This is a genomic window from Aromatoleum toluclasticum ATCC 700605 (genome assembly GCF_000378245.1).
Lineage (GTDB): Bacteria > Pseudomonadota > Gammaproteobacteria > Burkholderiales > Rhodocyclaceae > Aromatoleum > Aromatoleum toluclasticum.
In genome coordinates this window covers 37,802-54,695 of the sequence record NZ_KB899501.1, presented here as the reverse complement: position 1 = coordinate 54,695, position 16,894 = coordinate 37,802, and the positions used below count along the sequence as shown (strand labels likewise).

Genomic DNA, 16,894 nt, shown 5'->3' with positions numbered 1-16,894 from the left:
GGCAATCCATCATGCGCGATCTTCGTCATCCGTTACCTGCGGCCTGATAAGCATTGCAACCCGATCCGGATATGCAAAGCAGAAATTATTGGTTCTGCGCGAGAAAGCCGGCTCTTAGCATTTGCATCGAATTCACATCGATCATGCAAAGGAAAGCCATGAAATTCCGTTCGACGCTGGCCGGCCTCGGCCTCCTGCTCCTCGTGGGCAATGCGCACGCTGAAACGATCCGGGTCGCGATCGGCACCCAGGATCCGACCATCAACACCGCCACCGGCGGCCTGATCATCCGCGAGCTGAAGTTGCTCGAAAAATACCTGCCCAGGGACGGCAAGTACAAGGACGTGCAGTGGGACATCCAATGGAAGAGCTTCACCTCCGGCCCGCCGCTGACGAACGAGCAGGTCGCAGGCAAGCTCGACATCGGCTCGATGGCGGACTTTCCTGCCGTGCTGAACTACGCCGCCCACCTCAAGGCCGGGAAGAAGACCTTGTTCATCACGGCGTTGTCGGGCAGCACGACGGGCAGCGGCAACGGCATCGTGGTGCCGGCCGGCTCGTCGGTGCATAGCCTCGCGGACCTCAAGGGCAAGCAGATCTCGGTCCCCTTCGGCTCGACCGCCCACAACCTGCTGCTGCGGGCGATCACGGCGCAGGGCTGGGATCCCGAGAAGGACGTGAATCTGGTGTCGCAGGCGCCGGACGTGGGTGGCAGCGCGCTGCAGGCCAACAAGATCGACGCGCACGCGGACTTCGTGCCCTTCGCCGAGTTGTTCCCCTACCGGGGCTTCGCCCGCAAGATTTACGACGGCGCGCAGGCGAAGAACCCGACTTTCCACGGCACGCTCGTCGATGCGGAATACGCGGCCAAGTATCCGGAAGTGATCGTCGCCTACCTGCGTGCATCCATCGAAGCCGACCAGCTCGTCGCGGCGGAGCCGGAGAAGTTCAGCGAACTGATCGAAAAGATCACCGGCGTCGAAGCCGAGGTGAACTACCTCTTCCACGGCCCGCTGGGCATCCAGACGCGCGACCAGACGTGGAAGCCCGAGTACCGCGCGGCAACGAAAACGGCTGCGGACACGCTGAAGCTGCTCAAGCGCACCGACACCGACCTCGATATCGACGCCTTCATCGACGACCGCTTCATCCGCGCCGCTTACAAGCAGGCGGGCCTCGACTACGACGCGCGGCTCAAAGACTACGGCAAAGCGCCGCTGAAGGCGAAGAATGCGAAGACCGGCGAGACGATCGCGGATCCCCTTCAGGTGGCACAGGTGTGGGTCGCCGGCGAACCGCAGGTGCGCCACTACGCGTCCCCGCGCAACGCGCTGGAAGCGGCCAGGGCGGCGGAGGCCGCGGGCAGGAAGGTGCGTGTGGTGTATGCCCACGACCGCAACACCGGCATCAAGCTCTTCGCCAACCAGGCGTGGTTCGCCCGCGATGCCAAGGGCAATCTTTCCGCCTTCCTGCTGAAAGAGGATGCCGAGGCCTGGACCAAGGCCAAGGGCGGCGCGGTGCTCGACTATGCGGCCGCGTCGGCGGGCGCGGCGACGGCTGCCGTCGCGTCGGCGAAGTGAGCGGGATTGCCATGTCCGCCAGCTCCATCGCGCTTTCCGCAGCGAGCACGACAGCGACGCCACCGGCCGTGCCGGAAATCCCCGCCACGGGACTCGTGACGAAGTGGCGGGCAGCCTTGCGGCTCGACCGGGTCGCGCTGCGTGTGCTCGCGCTGATCCTGTGTGTCGCCTTGTGGCAGGCGGCCTCCGTGCATCACCTCGACCTTGGCGTCCTCACCTTCCGCTTCGTGCCGGCGCCGACCGAGGTGGCGGCCGCCGCCTGGGCCCTGTTCCAGTCACCCAAGCTGTCCGCCCATGTCACCAACAGCCTGATCCGTGTCTTCGCCGGCTTCGGCGTCGCGGCCCTGCTGGGGATAGCACTGGGCCTCGTGATCGGGCGATCGCGCCGGCTCGAAGACGCCTTGCTGCCACCGCTGGAGGTGCTGCGTCCGATTCCGGGGGTGGCGTGGATTCCGCTCGCGATCCTGATGTTCCCGTCGTCCGAGCTGAGCATGATCTTCATCACCTTCATGGGCGCGCTGTTTCCGGTGCTGCTCAACACCATCCACGGCGTGGAAGCGATTGACCGCCGCCTCGTCGCGTCGTCGCGCAGCCTGGGGGCCGGGCGCTGGTCGGTGTTCGCCGAGGTGGTGCTGCCGGGCGCGCTGCCCAGCATCGTCACCGGCCTTGCGATCGGCATGGGCACGTCGTGGTTCTGCCTGGTCACCGCGGAGATGATCGCGGGCCAGTACGGCATCGGCTACTACACCTGGGAGTCCTACACCTTGCAGAACTACGCGGACATCGTCGTCGGGATGCTTTTCATCGGCGCCTTCGGCATGGCCAGCAGCGGCCTGATCAAGCTCGTCGGGCGGCTGCTGATGCCGTGGCATCGCATCCAGGAGCGCCACACATGACCACGTTTGGCACGCAAAAAGCGGGGCGCATCGAGCTGCGCGACATCGCGATCCACCTGCCGGGGAAGCAGCGCTTCGAGGCCGTCCGCAACATCGGCACGACGATCGCCGGCGGTGAGTTTGTCAGCATCATCGGTCCGTCGGGTTGTGGCAAATCGACGCTGCTCAACGCGGTCGCTGGTTACCTCAAACCGAGCAGCGGACGTCTGCACGTCGATGGCGAAGCGGTGTCGGGCCCGGGCTCCGATCGCGGCATGGTCTTCCAGCACCATTCGCTGCTGCCGTGGCGCACCGCATTGGACAATGTCGCCTTCGGGCTGAAGATGAGCGGCGTCGGCCGGCGCGAACGCCGCGCGCGGGCGGAGGAATTCCTGCGGCTCGTGGGGCTCGCAGAATTCTCCGACCGCTACCCGGCGCAGCTCTCCGGCGGCATGCAGCAGCGGGTGGAGATTGCCCGCGTGCTGATCAACAACCCGCGCGTGGTGCTGATGGACGAGCCCTTCGGCGCCCTCGACGCGCAGACGCGCGAGCGCATGCAGCAATTGCTGCTGGAAATCTGGGGACGCCTGCAGCCGACGGTGCTGTTCGTCACGCACGACATCGACGAAGCCCTGGTGCTGTCGGACCGCGTGCTTGTCATGACGCATCGTCCGGGACGGATACGCGAGGAGATCCTCGTCGACCTGCGCCGCCCGCGACCGGAGGACATCACCGTGTCACCCGACTTCATCGCGCTCAAGAAGCGCTGCCTCGCGCTCGTGCAGGACGAGGTGCGCCAGTCGCTCGTCGGCGGCCTCGAAGCTGCACGCATCGAGCTTCCGGTCGAAGCTTGACCACATCGACTCGGGCGGGACGCCCCGCCGAAACATTCACAGGAACACCCACCATGAGCACCAGAGAACAGACGGTCGACATCCTCGTCATCGGCGGTGGAACCGCCGGCCCCATCGCGGCGATCAAGGCGAAAGCCAAGGCCCCGCACCTGAAGGTGCTGCTGCTCGACAAGGCCAACGTCAAGCGCGCGGGTGCCATCGCCGAGGGCATGGACAGCGTCAATAACGCCGTCATTCCCGGCCACGCCACGCCCGAGCAGTACGTGAAGGAAATCACCATCGCCAACGACGGCATCGTGAACCAGGCCGCGATCAACGCCTATGCCGTGCGCAGCCACGACATGATCCGCGAACTCGACTCGTGGGGCGTCAAATTCGAAAAGGACGAGACGGGCGACTACGCGGTCAAGAAGGTGCATCACCTGGGTGCCTACGTGCTGCCCATGCCCGAGGGCTACAACGTCAAGAAGGTGATCTTCAAGCAGTTGCGGAAGCAGGGCGTGGCGGTCAGCAACCGCCTGACGACGACGCGCCTGCTGGTCGGCAGCGACGGCCGCATCGCCGGTGCGATGGCGCTCGACTCGCGCAGCGGCGAGTTCGTCGTAATCCGCGCCAAGGCGGTCGTGCTGTGTACCGGCGCCGCCGGGCGACTCGGCCTGCCCTCCTCGGGCTACCTCTTCGGCACCTACGAGAATCCCACCAACGCAGGCGACGGCTATAGCATGGCTTACCACGCCGGTGCGGAGCTCTCGGGTCTCGAATGCTTCCAGATCAACCCGCTGATCAAGGACTACAACGGCCCCGCATGCGCCTACGTCACCGGCCCTTTCGGCGGCTACACGGTCAATGCGAAGGGCGAGCGCTTCATCAAGAGCGACTACTGGAGCGGCCAGATGATGCTGGAGTTCTGGCGCGAGCTCGAAGGCGGCAACGGCCCCGTCTTCCTCAAGCTCGACCACCTCGCCGACGAGACGGTGACGAAGATCGAGAACGTCCTGCACATCACCGAGCGCCCGACGCGCGGCCTGTTCCACGAGGGGCGCGGCACGGACTACCGCACGGATCTGGTGGAAATGCACATCTCGGAGATCGGCCTGTGCGGCGGTCACAGTGCGTCCGGCGTGTGGGTGGACGAACACGCGCGCACGACGGTGCCCGGTCTATACGCTGCCGGCGACCTGTGCAACGTCGCGCACAACTACATGCTCGGCGCGATGGTGTTCGGGCAGATCGCGGGCGAGGATGCGGTGGACTTCATCGCCGACAAGGAACCGGCGGAAGTGGACGCCGCCGCCGTCGCCGCCGAGCGCGAGCGCATCTTCGCCCCGCTGCTGCGCGAGGAAGGCATTCCGCCGACGCAGGTGGAATACAAGCTGCGCCGCCTGGTGAACGACTACCTGCAGCCGCCCAAGGTCACGCGCAAGATGCTGATCGGGCTGCAGCGCTTCGCCGAAATCCGCGCAGACCTCGCGCAGATGAAAGCCGAAAACCCGCACGAACTGATGCGCGCGATGGAGGCGCACGCGATCCTCGACTGCGCCGAGCTCGCCGCGGCGGCCTCGCTCTACCGCACCGAAAGCCGCTGGGGCCTGTACCACTACCGCACGGATTACCCGGAGCGCGACGACGCCGAGTGGTTCCACTTCGTGCAGGTGAAGAAGGGCAACGACGGCCGGCCGCAATGCTTCAAACGCGCCGTGCCACCCTATCTCTATCCCATCGACGCCGACGAACGCGACGCATACGACCAGTTGCGGGTCGACGCGCCCCTGGCCGCCTGAGGAAGAACCCATGCCCTCCATCCAGAATCGCAACATCGCCTCCGTCATCGTCGACGCGGACAAGTGCATCGCCGACAAGGGCTGCCGCGTCTGCATTGACGTGTGCCCCACCGACATCCTCGTGCTCGACCCCGCGCAAGGGAAGGTCCGCATGGCCTATGACGAATGCTGGTACTGCCTGCCCTGCGAACACGATTGCCCGACCAAGGCCATCCGGGTTGAAATCCCCTACCTGCTGCGTTGATGCCTCATGAATCACTACGATCCCGAAATCGCCGCAGTCCTGCCACGCCTGACGGCCCCCGACCCCGCGGTGCGCCGCCTCGCCCTGCGCGAGATCGCCGACCTTGCCGACGACTACCCTGAGCCGTTCACCCGCGCGGCCCGCGATGCCGACGCGGGAGTGCGCCTCGAAGCCGCCCTCGCCCTCGATGGCACGACCGACGACGACGCGATCGATGCGCTGGTCGGGCTGCTCGATGACGTCGACGAGGACGTCGTCGCGGCGGCAGGCACGGCCTTGGCCGAGATCCTCGACCCGGCCGCCGCACCCGCGCTGCTGCGCAACCTGACGGCCGCACGCGGGGCAACTCGCGCGACAGTGCTCACCGGCCTGCGCCAGTTGCGCCATCCCGACGCGCTCGCACCCGCCCTGGCGGCGCTCGACGACGCGCTGCCCGCGGTACGTCGCGCAGCGGTCGGCGTGCTCGCCTACCTGAAAAACGAGAGCGCGCTGCCCGCGCTCGAGCGACGCGTCGCCAACGATGGCGACGCCGCGGTACGCACTGCCGCGGTCGCCGCGCTCACGTTCGCGCCGGTGGGCACGCCGCTGGCCTCGCTCCTCGTCGCGCTGCGGGACAGAGACTGGCAGGTGCGCCACGAAGCGGCCATCACGCTCGGCCGGGTGCGCCCGCCCGGTGCCACCGACGCCTTGATCGCCGCCCTTGCCGACCCTTCATGGGAGGTGCGGCAGAAGTCGGCCGCCACACTCGGCGCCTGCCGCGCGACGAAAGCGATTGCCGCCCTCGCCAAGGCGCTCGACCACCCGATCAGCAACGTGCGCAAGGAAGCCGCCAGCGCCCTCGATGCCATCGGCGATGCGGCGGCGATTCCTCACCTCGAGCGGGCCTTGGCGGACCCCGACGTCGAGGTGCGCAAGATTGTCGCACGTGCCCTCGCCCGTCTGACCACCCAGGCATGAAGCACTCACCGGCCACCCTCCCCCTGCCCCGCCGCTTCGGTAACGCCCTGCGCGACAACCGACCGGCGATTGCCGCGCTGCAGTGGACCTTCGTCGTTCTCTACCTCGTGCTGCTGATCACGCCGGCGCTCTTCCCGGACGATGACGCGAATACCGGCGCCCTCCACACCCTTGGCCGCTTCGCCGAGGTGCTGTTCTGGGGCGTGTGGTGGCCGGGCGTGATCCTGTCGGTGATGCTGATCGGGCAGTTCTGGTGCGGCCTGTTGTGCCCCGACGGCACGCTGACGGAATTCGCCAGCCGCCACGGCAAGGGCGGCAAGATCCCCGGCTGGTTGCGCCGGCCGGCGCTGCCGCTCGCGACCTTCGCCTTCATCACGGTCTTCGAATACGCGCTGCAGGCGCACGACACGCCGCGGGGCACCCTGCTCGCCGTCGGCACAATGACCGCCTTTGCGCTCGCCTGCGGTGCGTTCCTCGGCCGCGGCAAGCGCGTCTGGTGCCGTTATGCCTGTCCGATCGGCGGCCTCTTCTCGCTGCTTTCCCGCTGCGCGGTGCTGCACTTCCGGGTGGACCGGGCGGCGTGGGACGCAGCGCCCCGCCCCATTCCGAAGCCGGTGGATTGTCCCGCCCTGCTCGACATCCGGCGCCTGCGCAGCAACGAGAAGTGCAACATGTGCGGGCGCTGCAGCGATCACCGGAACGCCGTCGCCCTGGCGTGGCGCAAACCGGGCGCGGAGTTCGCTGCGCTGCACGACGGCGACGCACGCGCCTGGGAGGCGGCAGGCATCGTCTTCGTCCTCATCGGCCTGCTCTACGGCGCCCTGCACTGGCAGCACAGCCCCTGGCACCACTCGCTGCTCGCCCTGGGCGTTTCTGCAGTACCTGCCGCCTTCGCCGCCGTCCTGCTGCCGGCGATCGTGCTGGGCAGCGGCACGGCCCTGCTGCTTGCGGTCGCCAGCGGCGGCCAGCGCCTCACCGCAATCCGCCTTGCCTACGCGCTGATTCCCCTCGGCGGTTTCGGGCTCTTCCTGGGCGCCCTGGAGCATGCGCTCGACATCCTGCACGACGCAGGCTTCACCGTCGCGCCGCTGCTGCCCTGGCTGCGCGCCGCCGTGCTGCTGCCCGCCACCATCTGGTCGACCCGCGCGGGCTGCACCATATTGGGTAAGGGCAGCGCTGCACGCACCAGCTTCGGCGCCGGAACGGCGGTGCTCGCCCTCACCTGGCAGTTCGCCCCCCAACCGCTCTCGGCCTGACCAGTGCCGACACGCCGGACCTGGCACGCCCCGGGTGAGCCCGGACTCACATGCCGCACAAGAGAGCGCCGCGCTCGCATTTCCCGCCACGGCGTCGGCGACCAATGGCGATTTCGCGCATGACATCGGCGCGTGCTAAATAGCCGCTCGATATCGCGGGGGAGTGGGATCCGTCGCTCACCCTCGTGATTATCAGCGCCATCGCTACGGCTCGGCCTCGCCGCCGCCGAGCGCCGAAACCACACATGGCTCGGTGCTGCGATGCAGTTGCCTGCGCGTCTGTCGCAGCCCGCCAACGCGGGCTTGCGCCGGATCGCTCTTAGCAAGATTTCGAATAAGAAACCCGCTTTTTATTATTTATCGCGCACACCGCCCCCCACTTAGACTTAAATCGTCAATTGCATAGGAGCGCGGCATGAGCGCCTCGTCACGAACAACCCACGCCTCCGGGCACGGCGGAGGGCAAGGCTGATGGCCGCGGCCCAAACCTTTCGCGTGCTGCCGGGGTTCCGGCTGACGCTCGGCTACACCCTCGCCTACCTCTCGCTGATCGTGCTGCTGCCGCTCGCGACGGTGTTCCTCAAGACGGCCAGCCTGAGCGCCGCGGAATTCTGGAACGTGATCAGCGCGCCGCGCGTCGTCGCAAGCTACAAGCTGTCCTTCGGCGTGTCGCTCGCTGCTGCCGCGATCAACGCCGTGTTCGGGCTGATGCTGGCATGGTCGCTGGTGCGTTACGGCTTCCCCGGCAAACGCTTCGTCGACGCCCTCATCGACCTGCCCTTCGCGCTCCCCACCGCAGTCGCCGGCATCGCGCTGACGGCCCTGTACGCGAAGAACGGCTGGATCGGGCAGTACCTCGATCCGCTGGGGATCCAGGTGGCGTTCAAGCCGCTGGGCGTGCTGGTCGCGCTGGTGTTCATCGGCCTGCCTTTCGTCGTGCGCACCGTGCAGCCGATCCTCGAGGACCTCGACACCGAGCTGGAGGACGCCGCCGCCAGCCTGGGCGCGGGGCGCTGGCAGATCTTCCGCCACGTGATCCTGCCGGTGCTGCTGCCGGCGCTGCTGACCGGCTTCGCGCTCGCCTTCGCCCGCGCCGTGGGCGAATACGGCTCGGTGATCTTCATCGCCGGCAATATCCCGATGGTGTCGGAGATCACGCCGCTGATGATCATCACGAAGCTCGAACAGTACGACTATGCCGGCGCGACTGCGATCGCCGTGGTGATGCTGGTCCTGTCCTTCCTGCTGCTGCTGCTGATCAACGGCCTTCAGGCGTGGACCGCCAGACGAACGGGGAGGGATCGCTGATGTCCGCTGCAACGACGCTCAACTGGACGGCCGCGACGCAGACCGCCGACCGATTCGAATCGCGCGAGGCCACGCGCGAAGCGCCGTGGGTCAAATGGACCATCCTCGGCGTCTCGCTCACTTTTTTCGCGGTGTTTCTCTTGATGCCACTGGTCGCAGTCTTCGTCGAAGCGCTGCGCAAGGGTTGGGACACCTACTGGAGCGCGCTGATCCACGAAGATGCGCTGTGGGCGATCAAACTCACCCTCATCGCCGCTGCGATCTCGGTGCCGCTCAACCTGGTGTTCGGCGTATGTGCCGCATGGGCGATCGCGAAGTTCGAGTTCCGCGGCAAACATCTCCTCATCACGCTGATCGACCTGCCCTTCTCGGTGTCGCCGGTCATCGCCGGCCTCATCTACGTGCTGATCTTCGGCGCGCAGGGCTGGCTCGGCCCGTGGCTTGCCGAACACGACGTCAGGATCATCTTCGCGGTGCCCGGCATCGTGCTCGCAACCGTGTTCGTGACCTTCCCCTTCGTCGCACGCGAACTCATCCCGCTGATGCAGGCGCAGGGCCGTGAGGAAGAGGAAGCGGCGATCGTGCTCGGCGCCAACGGCTGGCAGACCTTCTGGTACGTGACGCTGCCGAACATCAAGTGGGGCCTGCTGTACGGCGTGATCCTGTGCAACGCGCGGGCGATGGGCGAGTTCGGCGCAGTATCGGTGGTGTCCGGGCACATCCGCGGCCAGACCAACACGCTGCCGCTGCACGTCGAGATCCTCTACAACGAGTACCAGTTCGCGGCCGCCTTCGCGGTGGCCTCGCTGCTGGCGCTGCTCGCGCTGGTCACCCTCGCAATCAAGACCTGGGTCGAACACCACGCCGGCAGCGCAACCCCCTCACGCGAACCCCGTCAGGACGCTGCATCATGAGCATTCAGGTCAGAAACATCCGCAAGACGTTCGGCGACTTCATCGCCCTCGACGACGTCTCGCTCGATTTTCCCGCCGGCGAACTGGTCGCCTTGCTGGGGCCGTCCGGCTGCGGCAAGACCACCCTGCTGCGCATCATTGCCGGCCTGGAGCAGGCCGATGCGGGCCGGGTCATGCTGGACGGCGCCGACGCCTCGGGCACGCACGTGCGCGAGCGCCAGGTCGGCTTCGTGTTCCAGCACTACGCGCTGTTCCGCCACATGACCGTGTTCGACAACGTCGCGTTCGGCATGCGCATGAAGCCGCGCGGTCAGCGCCCATCCGAGAAGGAGACCCGCACCAAGGTCGAGGAGCTGCTCACGCTGGTGCAGCTCGAATGGCTCGCCGACCGTTTCCCCGCCCAGCTCTCGGGTGGACAACGCCAACGCATCGCACTTGCCCGCGCACTGGCGGTGGAGCCGCGCGTGCTGCTGCTCGACGAACCCTTCGGTGCGCTCGACGCCAAGGTGCGCAAGGAGCTGCGCCGCTGGCTGCGCAAGCTGCATGACGAGCTGCACATCACGTCGATCTTCGTCACCCACGATCAGGAGGAAGCGCTGGAAGTGGCCGATCGCGTCGTGCTCATGGACCGCGGGCACGTCGAGCAGATCGGCACGCCGGAAGAGGTCTACCGCCAGCCGGCGACACCCTTCGTGTATGGCTTCCTCGGATCGGTAAACTTCTTCCACGGCCGCGTCGACGGCGGCAACCTGCGCGTCGGCGAAGACCTGTTGCCGCATGCGCCGCACGAGCTTGATGCCGGATCGGAGGTGATTGCGTTCGCGCGCCCTCACGAACTCGACCTCGTTCCCGACACGCACACCGACACCGGCGTTGCCGCGCGCGTGATGCGCATCCATGCCTTCGGCGTCAGCGTGCGCGTCGAACTGGAGGGCCTCAACGGCCTCAGTGGCATGAGCAGCGGCCAGCATTTCGAAGTCGAACTGACGCAGCAGCGCGTCGCCGAACTCGCCCTCGCCGAGGGGCAGAACGTGCGTCTGCTACCCTCTCGCCTCAAGGTCTTCCAGCGCAACGACGCCATCGGAGCAAGTGCATGAACTTCCAGCAGCTACGCATCATCCGCGAGACGGTGCGGCGCAACTTCAACCTCACGGAGGTCGCCAACGCGCTCTTCACCTCGCAATCGGGCGTCTCCAAGCACATCAAGGACCTCGAGGACGAACTGGGCGTCGAGCTCTTCGTGCGCAAGGGCAAGCGCCTGCTGGGGCTCACCGACCCGGGCCGCGAACTGGTCGTGATGGTCGAGCGCATGCTGCTCGACGCCGGCAACATCAAGCGGCTGGCCGAGCAGTACAGCAACCGCGACGAGGGCCGCCTGACGGTCGTCACCACGCACACGCAGGCGCGCTACGCCCTGCCCAAGGTCGTGACCGAATTCAAGAAGGCTTATCCCAGGGTGCTGCTCAAGCTGCACCAGGGCAGCCCGGAGGAGATCGTGTCGATGCTGCTGGACGGCCAGGCCGACATCGGCATCGCGACCGAGGCGATCGCGGACGTGGCCGAACTGGCGTCCTTCCCGTACTACTCCTGGCACCATTCGGTGATCGTGCCCGCCGGTCATGCGCTCGACGGCGCAACGCCGCTGACGCTCGAGGCGATCGCCGAATACCCGCTGATCACCTACCACGAAGGCTTCACCGGACGCTCCATCATCGACCGCGCATTCGCCGCCGCAGGCCTTGCGCCGGACGTCGCGATGTCGGCGATGGACGCGGATGTCATCAAGACCTACGTCGAACTGGGACTGGGCGTCGGCATCGTTGCGTCGATGGCCTTCCAGCCCGGCCGAGAGGGCGAACTTCGCCAGCTCGACAGCAGCCACCTGTTTTCTGCCAACACGACGCGCATCGCGGTACGGCGCGGGCACTACCTGCGCGGCTTCGCCTACCGCTTCATCGAGATGTGCTCGCCCACGCTCGGCGAAGCGACGGTGCGCCACAACGTCACCCCGACGGCCAACGGCCTCGTCGAAGAATGAAGCAGCGCGCCGCACGCTGCCGCCTGCTATTCTCCAACTTCCGGACCATGGAGCCCACAAAATGTCGAATTGGTATCCTGATAACGCCGAATCCATCGGCAAGACGCCGCTGGTCAAACTGAATCGCATCACCGATGGAGCCCCGGCGATCGTGCTGGGCAAGATCGAAGGGCGCAACCCTGCCTACTCGGTGAAGTGCCGCATCGGCGCGGCGATGATCTGGGACGCCGAAAAGCGCGGTCTGCTCGGCCCCGGCAAGGAGATCGTCGAGCCCACCAGCGGCAACACCGGCATCGCGCTGGCCTTCGTCGCCGCCGCGCGCGGCATTCCCATCACGCTGACGATGCCGGACACGATGAGCGTCGAGCGGCGCAAGCTGCTGGTCGCCTACGGCGCGAAGCTCGTCCTCACCGAAGGCGCCAAGGGCATGAACGGTGCGATCGCGAAGGCCGAAGAGATCGCCGCGTCCGACCCGAACAAGTACGTGCTGCTGCAGCAGTTCACGAATCCCGCGAACCCGGCGATCCACGAAGCGACAACCGGCCCCGAGATCTGGAACGACACCGACGGCAAGATCGACATCCTCGTGTCGGGCGTCGGCACCGGCGGCACCATCACCGGCGTGTCGCGCTACATCAAGCAGACCCAGGGCAAGGCGATCCTGTCGGTCGCCGTCGAGCCGACCGCCAGCCCGGTGCTCACGCAGACCCGCGCGGGCGAGCCACTGAAGCCTTCGCCGCACAAGATCCAGGGCATCGGCGCAGGTTTCGTGCCGCAGGTGCTGGACCTCTCGCTGATCGACGCGGTCGAGACCGTCAGCAACGAGGACGCAATCCTCTACGCCCGCCGCCTCGCGCGCGAGGAAGGCATCCTGTCGGGGATCTCCTGCGGCGCCGCGGCCGCCGTCGCAGCGCGTCTAGCGCAGCGGCCCGAGAACGCCGGCAAGACCATCGTCGCGATCCTGCCGGACTCGGGCGAACGCTACCTCAGCTCCATCCTGTTCGAAGGCCTGTTCGACGCGACCGGCACGGCACTTTGAACGGCGCCGTTTCGACGGCAGCCGCGGGGGTGCCCGCCCCCGCGGACGGCGCCACCACCGTCATCGGCCCGCAGGAAGACCCGCCCGCCGCAGAACTACCGGCGGAAACCCTGCCCATCCTGTACCGCGACGACTTCCTCGTCGCCGTGCACAAGCCCTCCGGGCTGCTCGTTCACCGCTCCGTCCTGGACGTGCATGAGGAGCGCTTCGCGGTGCAGATCCTGCGCGACCAGATCGGCCGCCACGTGCACCCCGTGCACCGCCTCGACAAGGGCACCTCCGGGGTACTGCTGTTCGCCCTCGATCGCGAGACGGCCGCCCTGGTGTCGTCGACCTTCGAACGGCAGGCCGTGTGCAAGACCTACCTCGCCGTCGTGCGCGGCCATCCGCCCGCGGAAGGCGTCATCGATCACCCGCTGACGCGCCGCTTCGACGACGCCGAGCGCCGCCCCGAAACCGCGGCGGACGCCCCCGCGCAGGACGCCGTGACGCGGTTTCGCCGCCTCGCCGCCACCGAACTGCCCTACCGCGTCGACCGCTACCCGACGAGCCGCTACGCACTCGTCGAACTCAGCCCCGCCACCGGCCGCCGCCACCAGATCCGGCGCCATCTGAAGCACATCTCGCACCCCATCATCGGTGATGCGACCTTCGGCAAGGGGCGGCACAACCGGCTGTTCGCGCAGCTCTTCGGCGTCTCGCGCCTGCTGCTCGCCTGCACCCGCATGCAGCTCGAGCATCCGCACACCGGAGAAGCGCTCGACCTGCACGCGCCCCTCGCGGAAGACTTCGCCCATGTGCTCGACGCACTGGCGTGGCGCGATGCTGCGGGCGCTGCCTGACGACGGACACGCCCCGCAACACCCCCACGTGCGCGGACTCTTCTTGCCGTCGCCGATTCGTTGCACAATGAATCTCCACGACTACACACACGACACCGGCTCCAGCTCATGAATCCCCTGCTCCAGGTCCGCGCCCAGGGTCAGCAAGTCTGGCTCGACAACCTCTCCCGCACCCTGCTCAACGAAGGCCAGCTCGCGAAGATGATCGCCGAGGATGGCGTCGATGGCATCACCACCAACCCCGCGATCTTCCACAAGGCCATCGCTGGCGGGCGCTATTACGAGGACGACCTCGCGGCACTGAAGCAACAGCCTCTGGACGCGGAGACGCGCTACGAAGGGCTGGTGATTCCCGACGTGCAGCGCGCCTGCGACCTGCTGCGGCCCACCTGGGAACGCAGCGGCGGCAACGCCGGCTACGTGAGCCTCGAGGTGTCGCCCGCCCTCGCTCACGACGCTGCCGGCACGGTGGCCGCGGGCGTCCGGCTGAAGGCTGCCGTCGCGCGCGACAACCTGCTGATCAAGGTGCCGGCGACCGTGGCCGGGCTCGACGCGATCGAACTGCTGATCGGCCGCGGCGTGAGCGTCAACGTGACGCTGATGTTCTCGCTCGCCCACGTCGATGCCGTCGCCGACGCCTATGTCCTGGGCCTGCAGCGGCTGCGCCAGGCCGGCGGCGACGTGCGCAAGGTGATGTCGGTCGCGAGCCTGTTCCTGTCCCGCGTCGACAGCCTCGTCGACAAGCAGCTCGACGAACTCGGCGGCGACGCGCCGGCCCTGCGCGGCAAGGCCGCCGTGGCGATGGCGAAACTCGCCTACCAGCGCTATCGCGAGCGCTTCCATGGGGCGGCATTCGCGGAACTGCGCGGGCTGGGCGCACGCCCGCAGTACATGCTGTGGGCAAGCACCGGCACCAAGAATCCGGCCTACAGCGACCTGCTCTACGTGGAGCCGCTGATCGGGCCGGAAACCGTGAATACCCTGCCCGACGCCACGCTCGCGGCGCTGCGCGACCACGGCAAGGTCGCTGCGACCCTAGCCGAGGACGTCGGCGCCGCGCGCTCGACCTTCGATGCGCTGGACGACCAGGGCATAGACATGACGGCCGCCGGGGAGCGCCTGCAGCGCGAAGGCCTGGCGCAGTTCGAGGACGCGTTCACGCAGCTCATGCAGCTCATGCAGCTTACGGGCTGACGCACGCGGACCGGACGCAACAACGACTACAAGACAAAGCCCGGACAAAGCCCGGCGGAGGTCATCCCTCCCGCCGGGCTTTTCGTTTCCCGCGCCAGCCGGCGCTCAGGCGGTCGCGACCTGCTTGGCCATCATCGTCACGCGACTCAGCCAGCGCTGGTCGCCGGCGCTGCCGAGCAGCTCCTTCATGTCGAGGATCAGCACGATCTGGCCGTTCGACAAGGTCGTCACCCCGGCGACGCCCTTCGGGCGGAAGTCGTCGAGCGACTTGATCACCGCATCTTCGCGGCCCGCGAACGTGTCGATGCCGAGGATGAAGGACATTTCCGCGGTCTGCATCAGCACGCCGTAGCACGGCGCGCGCTCCAGCGGCCAGCCCAGCAGCCCGGCCAGCGGCATGATCGGCAGAACCTCGCCGCGCACGACCATCGTCGCGCGCCCGCCAACCTCCTGCACCTCCTTCGCCTCGATCGGCAGGATCTCGCGCACCATCGAGAGAGGCACCGCGAAGGGCTGGTCGCCCAGGCGCACGAGCAGCACCGGCAGGATGGCCAGCGTCAGCGGCAGGCTGATCACGAAGGTCGTGCCCTTGCCGAGCTGCGACTGGATCTCGATGTTGCCGTTGAGCTTCTGGATGTTGGTGCGCACGACGTCCATGCCGACGCCGCGGCCCGACACGTCCGACACCTGCGCCGCCATCGAGAAACCCGGCAGGAAGACGAGGTTGAAGCTCTGGCGCTCATCCATCGCGTTGGACTCTTCGTCGGTGATGAGTCCCTTCTCGACTGCCTTCGCACGCAGGCGCTCGGCATTCATGCCGCGGCCGTCGTCGGCGACGAGGATCACGATGTGGTCGCCCTCCTGACGCGCCTCGAGGCGGACGATCGACTTCTCCGGCTTGCCGTTCGCGACCCGCTCGGCCGCATCCTCGACGCCGTGGTCGACCGCATTGCGGATCAGGTGGATGATCGGATCGGCGAGGTCCTCGATCATCGTCTTGTCGATCTCGGTCTCCTCGCCCGCCAGCACCAGCTCGACGTCCTTGCCCATGTTGCGTGCGAGGTCGCGCGCGATGCGCGGATACTTCTGGAACAGGCGCCCGATCGGCTGCATGCGCGTCTTCATGACCGCGTTCTGCAGGTCGGACACGAGGAGGTCGAGCTGGCTGACCGCAATATCCAGCGAATGCAGCGTCTCGGTGTCGTTGCGGCCGGAGAGGATGTCGCTGCGTAGCGCGTTCAGGCGGTTTTTCGTCAGGCCGATCTCGCCCGACAGGTTGAGCACCTGATCGAGGCGTGTCGTATCGACGCGGATCGAGTTGTCGCGCTGCTTCTCGCCATCGCGCCGTCCGGTGCTGACCGGCGCACCCGGTTTGTCGCTCACACGGCGACCCACCGCCGCCTTGATGACTTCCTCGGGCGGACGCACCGGGGCGGCCGGGACGACCGCCGCAAGCGGCCCGGCTTCACGCACCGGCGACATCACGCGCGCCACGCCGGTGACGACGCCGTGCAACAGCTCCCAATCGGGAGCACCACCGCCCGCAGACTGGCCGCCCGGCGTTGCCGGTGCGCAAGCCTCGCTCGCGCTGCCGACCAGGTCCCCCGCGATCGCCTGCCTGAGGCGAGCGATCAGGTCCGGATCGGCCGCCGCCGGCTGCATGCCCTGCTCGAGGCTCGCGAACATCTCCCGCACCGTCGCCGTCGCGGCCAGGATCACGTCCATGATTTCCGGCGTCACGGCGAGTTCGCCATTGCGCAGGTTGTCGAACAGGTTTTCCGTCAGATGGCACAACGTGACCAGCTCGGTCGCGTTGAGAAAGCCGGCACCACCCTTGATCGTATGGAAGCCGCGAAAGATTTCGTTGAGCAGGCCGCGGTCGTCGGGCGAGCGCTCCAGATCCACGAGCTTGTTGTCGACCCCGGAGAGCAGGTCTCCCGCCTCGATCAGGAAATCCTGAAGAAGGTCTTCCATTCCGGCGAAGTCACTCATCACGTTCTCGCTTTCTTGTT

15 protein-coding genes are annotated in these 16,894 nt (G+C 67.3%); 14 read left to right on the top strand and 1 reads right to left on the bottom strand.

All coding sequences use genetic code 11. From position 1 onward, the window contains the following. Positions 1–158: 158 nt before the first annotated feature. From F464_RS0117670 to tal, 14 genes are all read left to right on the top strand, one after another. Positions 159–1,580 carry an ABC transporter substrate-binding protein gene (locus F464_RS0117670; RefSeq protein WP_018991172.1) on the top strand — a complete coding sequence of 474 codons (1,422 nt, stop codon included), beginning with the start codon at positions 159–161 and terminating at the stop codon, positions 1,578–1,580. Positions 1,581–1,591: 11 nt separating this feature from the next. After that, a complete protein-coding gene (locus F464_RS0117665; protein WP_018991171.1) occupies positions 1,592–2,476 on the top strand; it encodes an ABC transporter permease in 885 nt (294 codons plus the stop codon). Further along, the gene (locus F464_RS0117660; RefSeq protein WP_018991170.1) at positions 2,473–3,309 is read left to right on the top strand and encodes an ABC transporter ATP-binding protein; all 837 of its coding nucleotides are present in this window, start codon (positions 2,473–2,475) and stop codon (positions 3,307–3,309) included. The genes F464_RS0117665 and F464_RS0117660 overlap by 4 nt, the downstream gene beginning before the upstream one ends. A gap of 53 nt (positions 3,310–3,362) precedes the next feature. After that, positions 3,363–5,090, top strand: coding sequence for a fumarate reductase/succinate dehydrogenase flavoprotein subunit (locus F464_RS0117655; protein WP_018991169.1), 1,728 nt, complete (start codon positions 3,363–3,365; stop codon positions 5,088–5,090). A gap of 10 nt (positions 5,091–5,100) precedes the next feature. Then, positions 5,101–5,334 carry a 4Fe-4S dicluster domain-containing protein gene (locus F464_RS0117650; protein ID WP_018991168.1) on the top strand — a complete coding sequence of 78 codons (234 nt, stop codon included), beginning with the start codon at positions 5,101–5,103 and terminating at the stop codon, positions 5,332–5,334. 6 nt (positions 5,335–5,340) lie between these two features. Then, positions 5,341–6,291, top strand: coding sequence for a HEAT repeat domain-containing protein (locus F464_RS0117645; protein ID WP_018991167.1), 951 nt, complete (start codon positions 5,341–5,343; stop codon positions 6,289–6,291). Further along, complete coding sequence (locus F464_RS0117640) at positions 6,288–7,547, top strand: 4Fe-4S binding protein (protein ID WP_018991166.1); 1,260 nt, start codon at positions 6,288–6,290, stop codon at positions 7,545–7,547. Before F464_RS0117645 ends, F464_RS0117640 begins: the two co-directional genes overlap by 4 nt. 471 nt (positions 7,548–8,018) lie before the next feature. Next, complete coding sequence (cysT, locus tag F464_RS0117635) at positions 8,019–8,855, top strand: sulfate ABC transporter permease subunit CysT (RefSeq protein WP_018991165.1); 837 nt, start codon at positions 8,019–8,021, stop codon at positions 8,853–8,855. Continuing rightward, positions 8,855–9,769, top strand: coding sequence for a sulfate ABC transporter permease subunit CysW (cysW, locus tag F464_RS0117630; RefSeq protein WP_018991164.1), 915 nt, complete (start codon positions 8,855–8,857; stop codon positions 9,767–9,769). The genes cysT and cysW overlap by 1 nt, the downstream gene beginning before the upstream one ends. Beyond that, positions 9,766–10,866 (top strand): sulfate/molybdate ABC transporter ATP-binding protein, encoded by a 1,101-nt coding sequence (locus F464_RS0117625; protein WP_018991163.1) that lies wholly within the window; start codon positions 9,766–9,768, stop codon positions 10,864–10,866. The genes cysW and F464_RS0117625 overlap by 4 nt, the downstream gene beginning before the upstream one ends. Further along, complete coding sequence (locus F464_RS0117620) at positions 10,863–11,807, top strand: CysB family HTH-type transcriptional regulator (protein ID WP_018991162.1); 945 nt, start codon at positions 10,863–10,865, stop codon at positions 11,805–11,807. Before F464_RS0117625 ends, F464_RS0117620 begins: the two co-directional genes overlap by 4 nt. A 61-nt stretch (positions 11,808–11,868) precedes the next feature. Then, entirely contained in the window at positions 11,869–12,846 is a 978-nt protein-coding gene (gene cysK / locus F464_RS0117615) for a cysteine synthase A (protein WP_018991161.1), read from the top strand. Between the two features lie 110 nt (positions 12,847–12,956). Next, positions 12,957–13,688 carry a pseudouridine synthase gene (locus F464_RS31675; RefSeq protein WP_026296107.1) on the top strand — a complete coding sequence of 244 codons (732 nt, stop codon included), beginning with the start codon at positions 12,957–12,959 and terminating at the stop codon, positions 13,686–13,688. A 108-nt stretch (positions 13,689–13,796) separates the two neighbouring features. After that, positions 13,797–14,882: a transaldolase gene (tal, locus tag F464_RS31670; RefSeq protein ID WP_018991159.1), complete on the top strand. Its 1,086-nt coding sequence runs from the start codon at positions 13,797–13,799 to the stop codon at positions 14,880–14,882. Positions 14,883–14,987: 105 nt separating this feature from the next. Here tal and F464_RS0117600 read toward each other — a convergent pair whose 3' ends face one another. Continuing rightward, a complete protein-coding gene (locus tag F464_RS0117600) occupies positions 14,988–16,874 on the bottom strand; it encodes a chemotaxis protein CheA (RefSeq protein WP_018991158.1) in 1,887 nt (628 codons plus the stop codon). Positions 16,875–16,894: the final 20 nt, after the last annotated feature.

What these genes read in the sequence shown, in the direction of transcription:
- F464_RS0117660 (WP_018991170.1), top strand. Translation starts at nt 2,473, where the DNA reads ATGACCACGTTTGGCACGCAAAAAGCGGGGCGCATCGAGCTGCGCGAC.
- F464_RS0117645 (WP_018991167.1), top strand. Translation starts at nt 5,341, where the DNA reads ATGAATCACTACGATCCCGAAATCGCCGCAGTCCTGCCACGCCTGACG.
- cysT (WP_018991165.1), top strand. Translation starts at nt 8,019, where the DNA reads ATGGCCGCGGCCCAAACCTTTCGCGTGCTGCCGGGGTTCCGGCTGACG.
- F464_RS0117640 (WP_018991166.1), top strand. Translation starts at nt 6,288, where the DNA reads ATGAAGCACTCACCGGCCACCCTCCCCCTGCCCCGCCGCTTCGGTAAC.
- F464_RS0117670 (WP_018991172.1), top strand. Translation starts at nt 159, where the DNA reads ATGAAATTCCGTTCGACGCTGGCCGGCCTCGGCCTCCTGCTCCTCGTG.
- F464_RS0117655 (WP_018991169.1), top strand. Translation starts at nt 3,363, where the DNA reads ATGAGCACCAGAGAACAGACGGTCGACATCCTCGTCATCGGCGGTGGA.
- F464_RS0117600 (WP_018991158.1), bottom strand. Translation starts at nt 16,874, where the DNA reads ATGAGTGACTTCGCCGGAATGGAAGACCTTCTTCAGGATTTCCTGATC.
- cysW (WP_018991164.1), top strand. Translation starts at nt 8,855, where the DNA reads ATGTCCGCTGCAACGACGCTCAACTGGACGGCCGCGACGCAGACCGCC.
- F464_RS0117625 (WP_018991163.1), top strand. Translation starts at nt 9,766, where the DNA reads ATGAGCATTCAGGTCAGAAACATCCGCAAGACGTTCGGCGACTTCATC.
- cysK (WP_018991161.1), top strand. Translation starts at nt 11,869, where the DNA reads ATGTCGAATTGGTATCCTGATAACGCCGAATCCATCGGCAAGACGCCG.
- F464_RS0117665 (WP_018991171.1), top strand. Translation starts at nt 1,592, where the DNA reads ATGTCCGCCAGCTCCATCGCGCTTTCCGCAGCGAGCACGACAGCGACG.
- F464_RS0117650 (WP_018991168.1), top strand. Translation starts at nt 5,101, where the DNA reads ATGCCCTCCATCCAGAATCGCAACATCGCCTCCGTCATCGTCGACGCG.
- tal (WP_018991159.1), top strand. Translation starts at nt 13,797, where the DNA reads ATGAATCCCCTGCTCCAGGTCCGCGCCCAGGGTCAGCAAGTCTGGCTC.
- F464_RS0117620 (WP_018991162.1), top strand. Translation starts at nt 10,863, where the DNA reads ATGAACTTCCAGCAGCTACGCATCATCCGCGAGACGGTGCGGCGCAAC.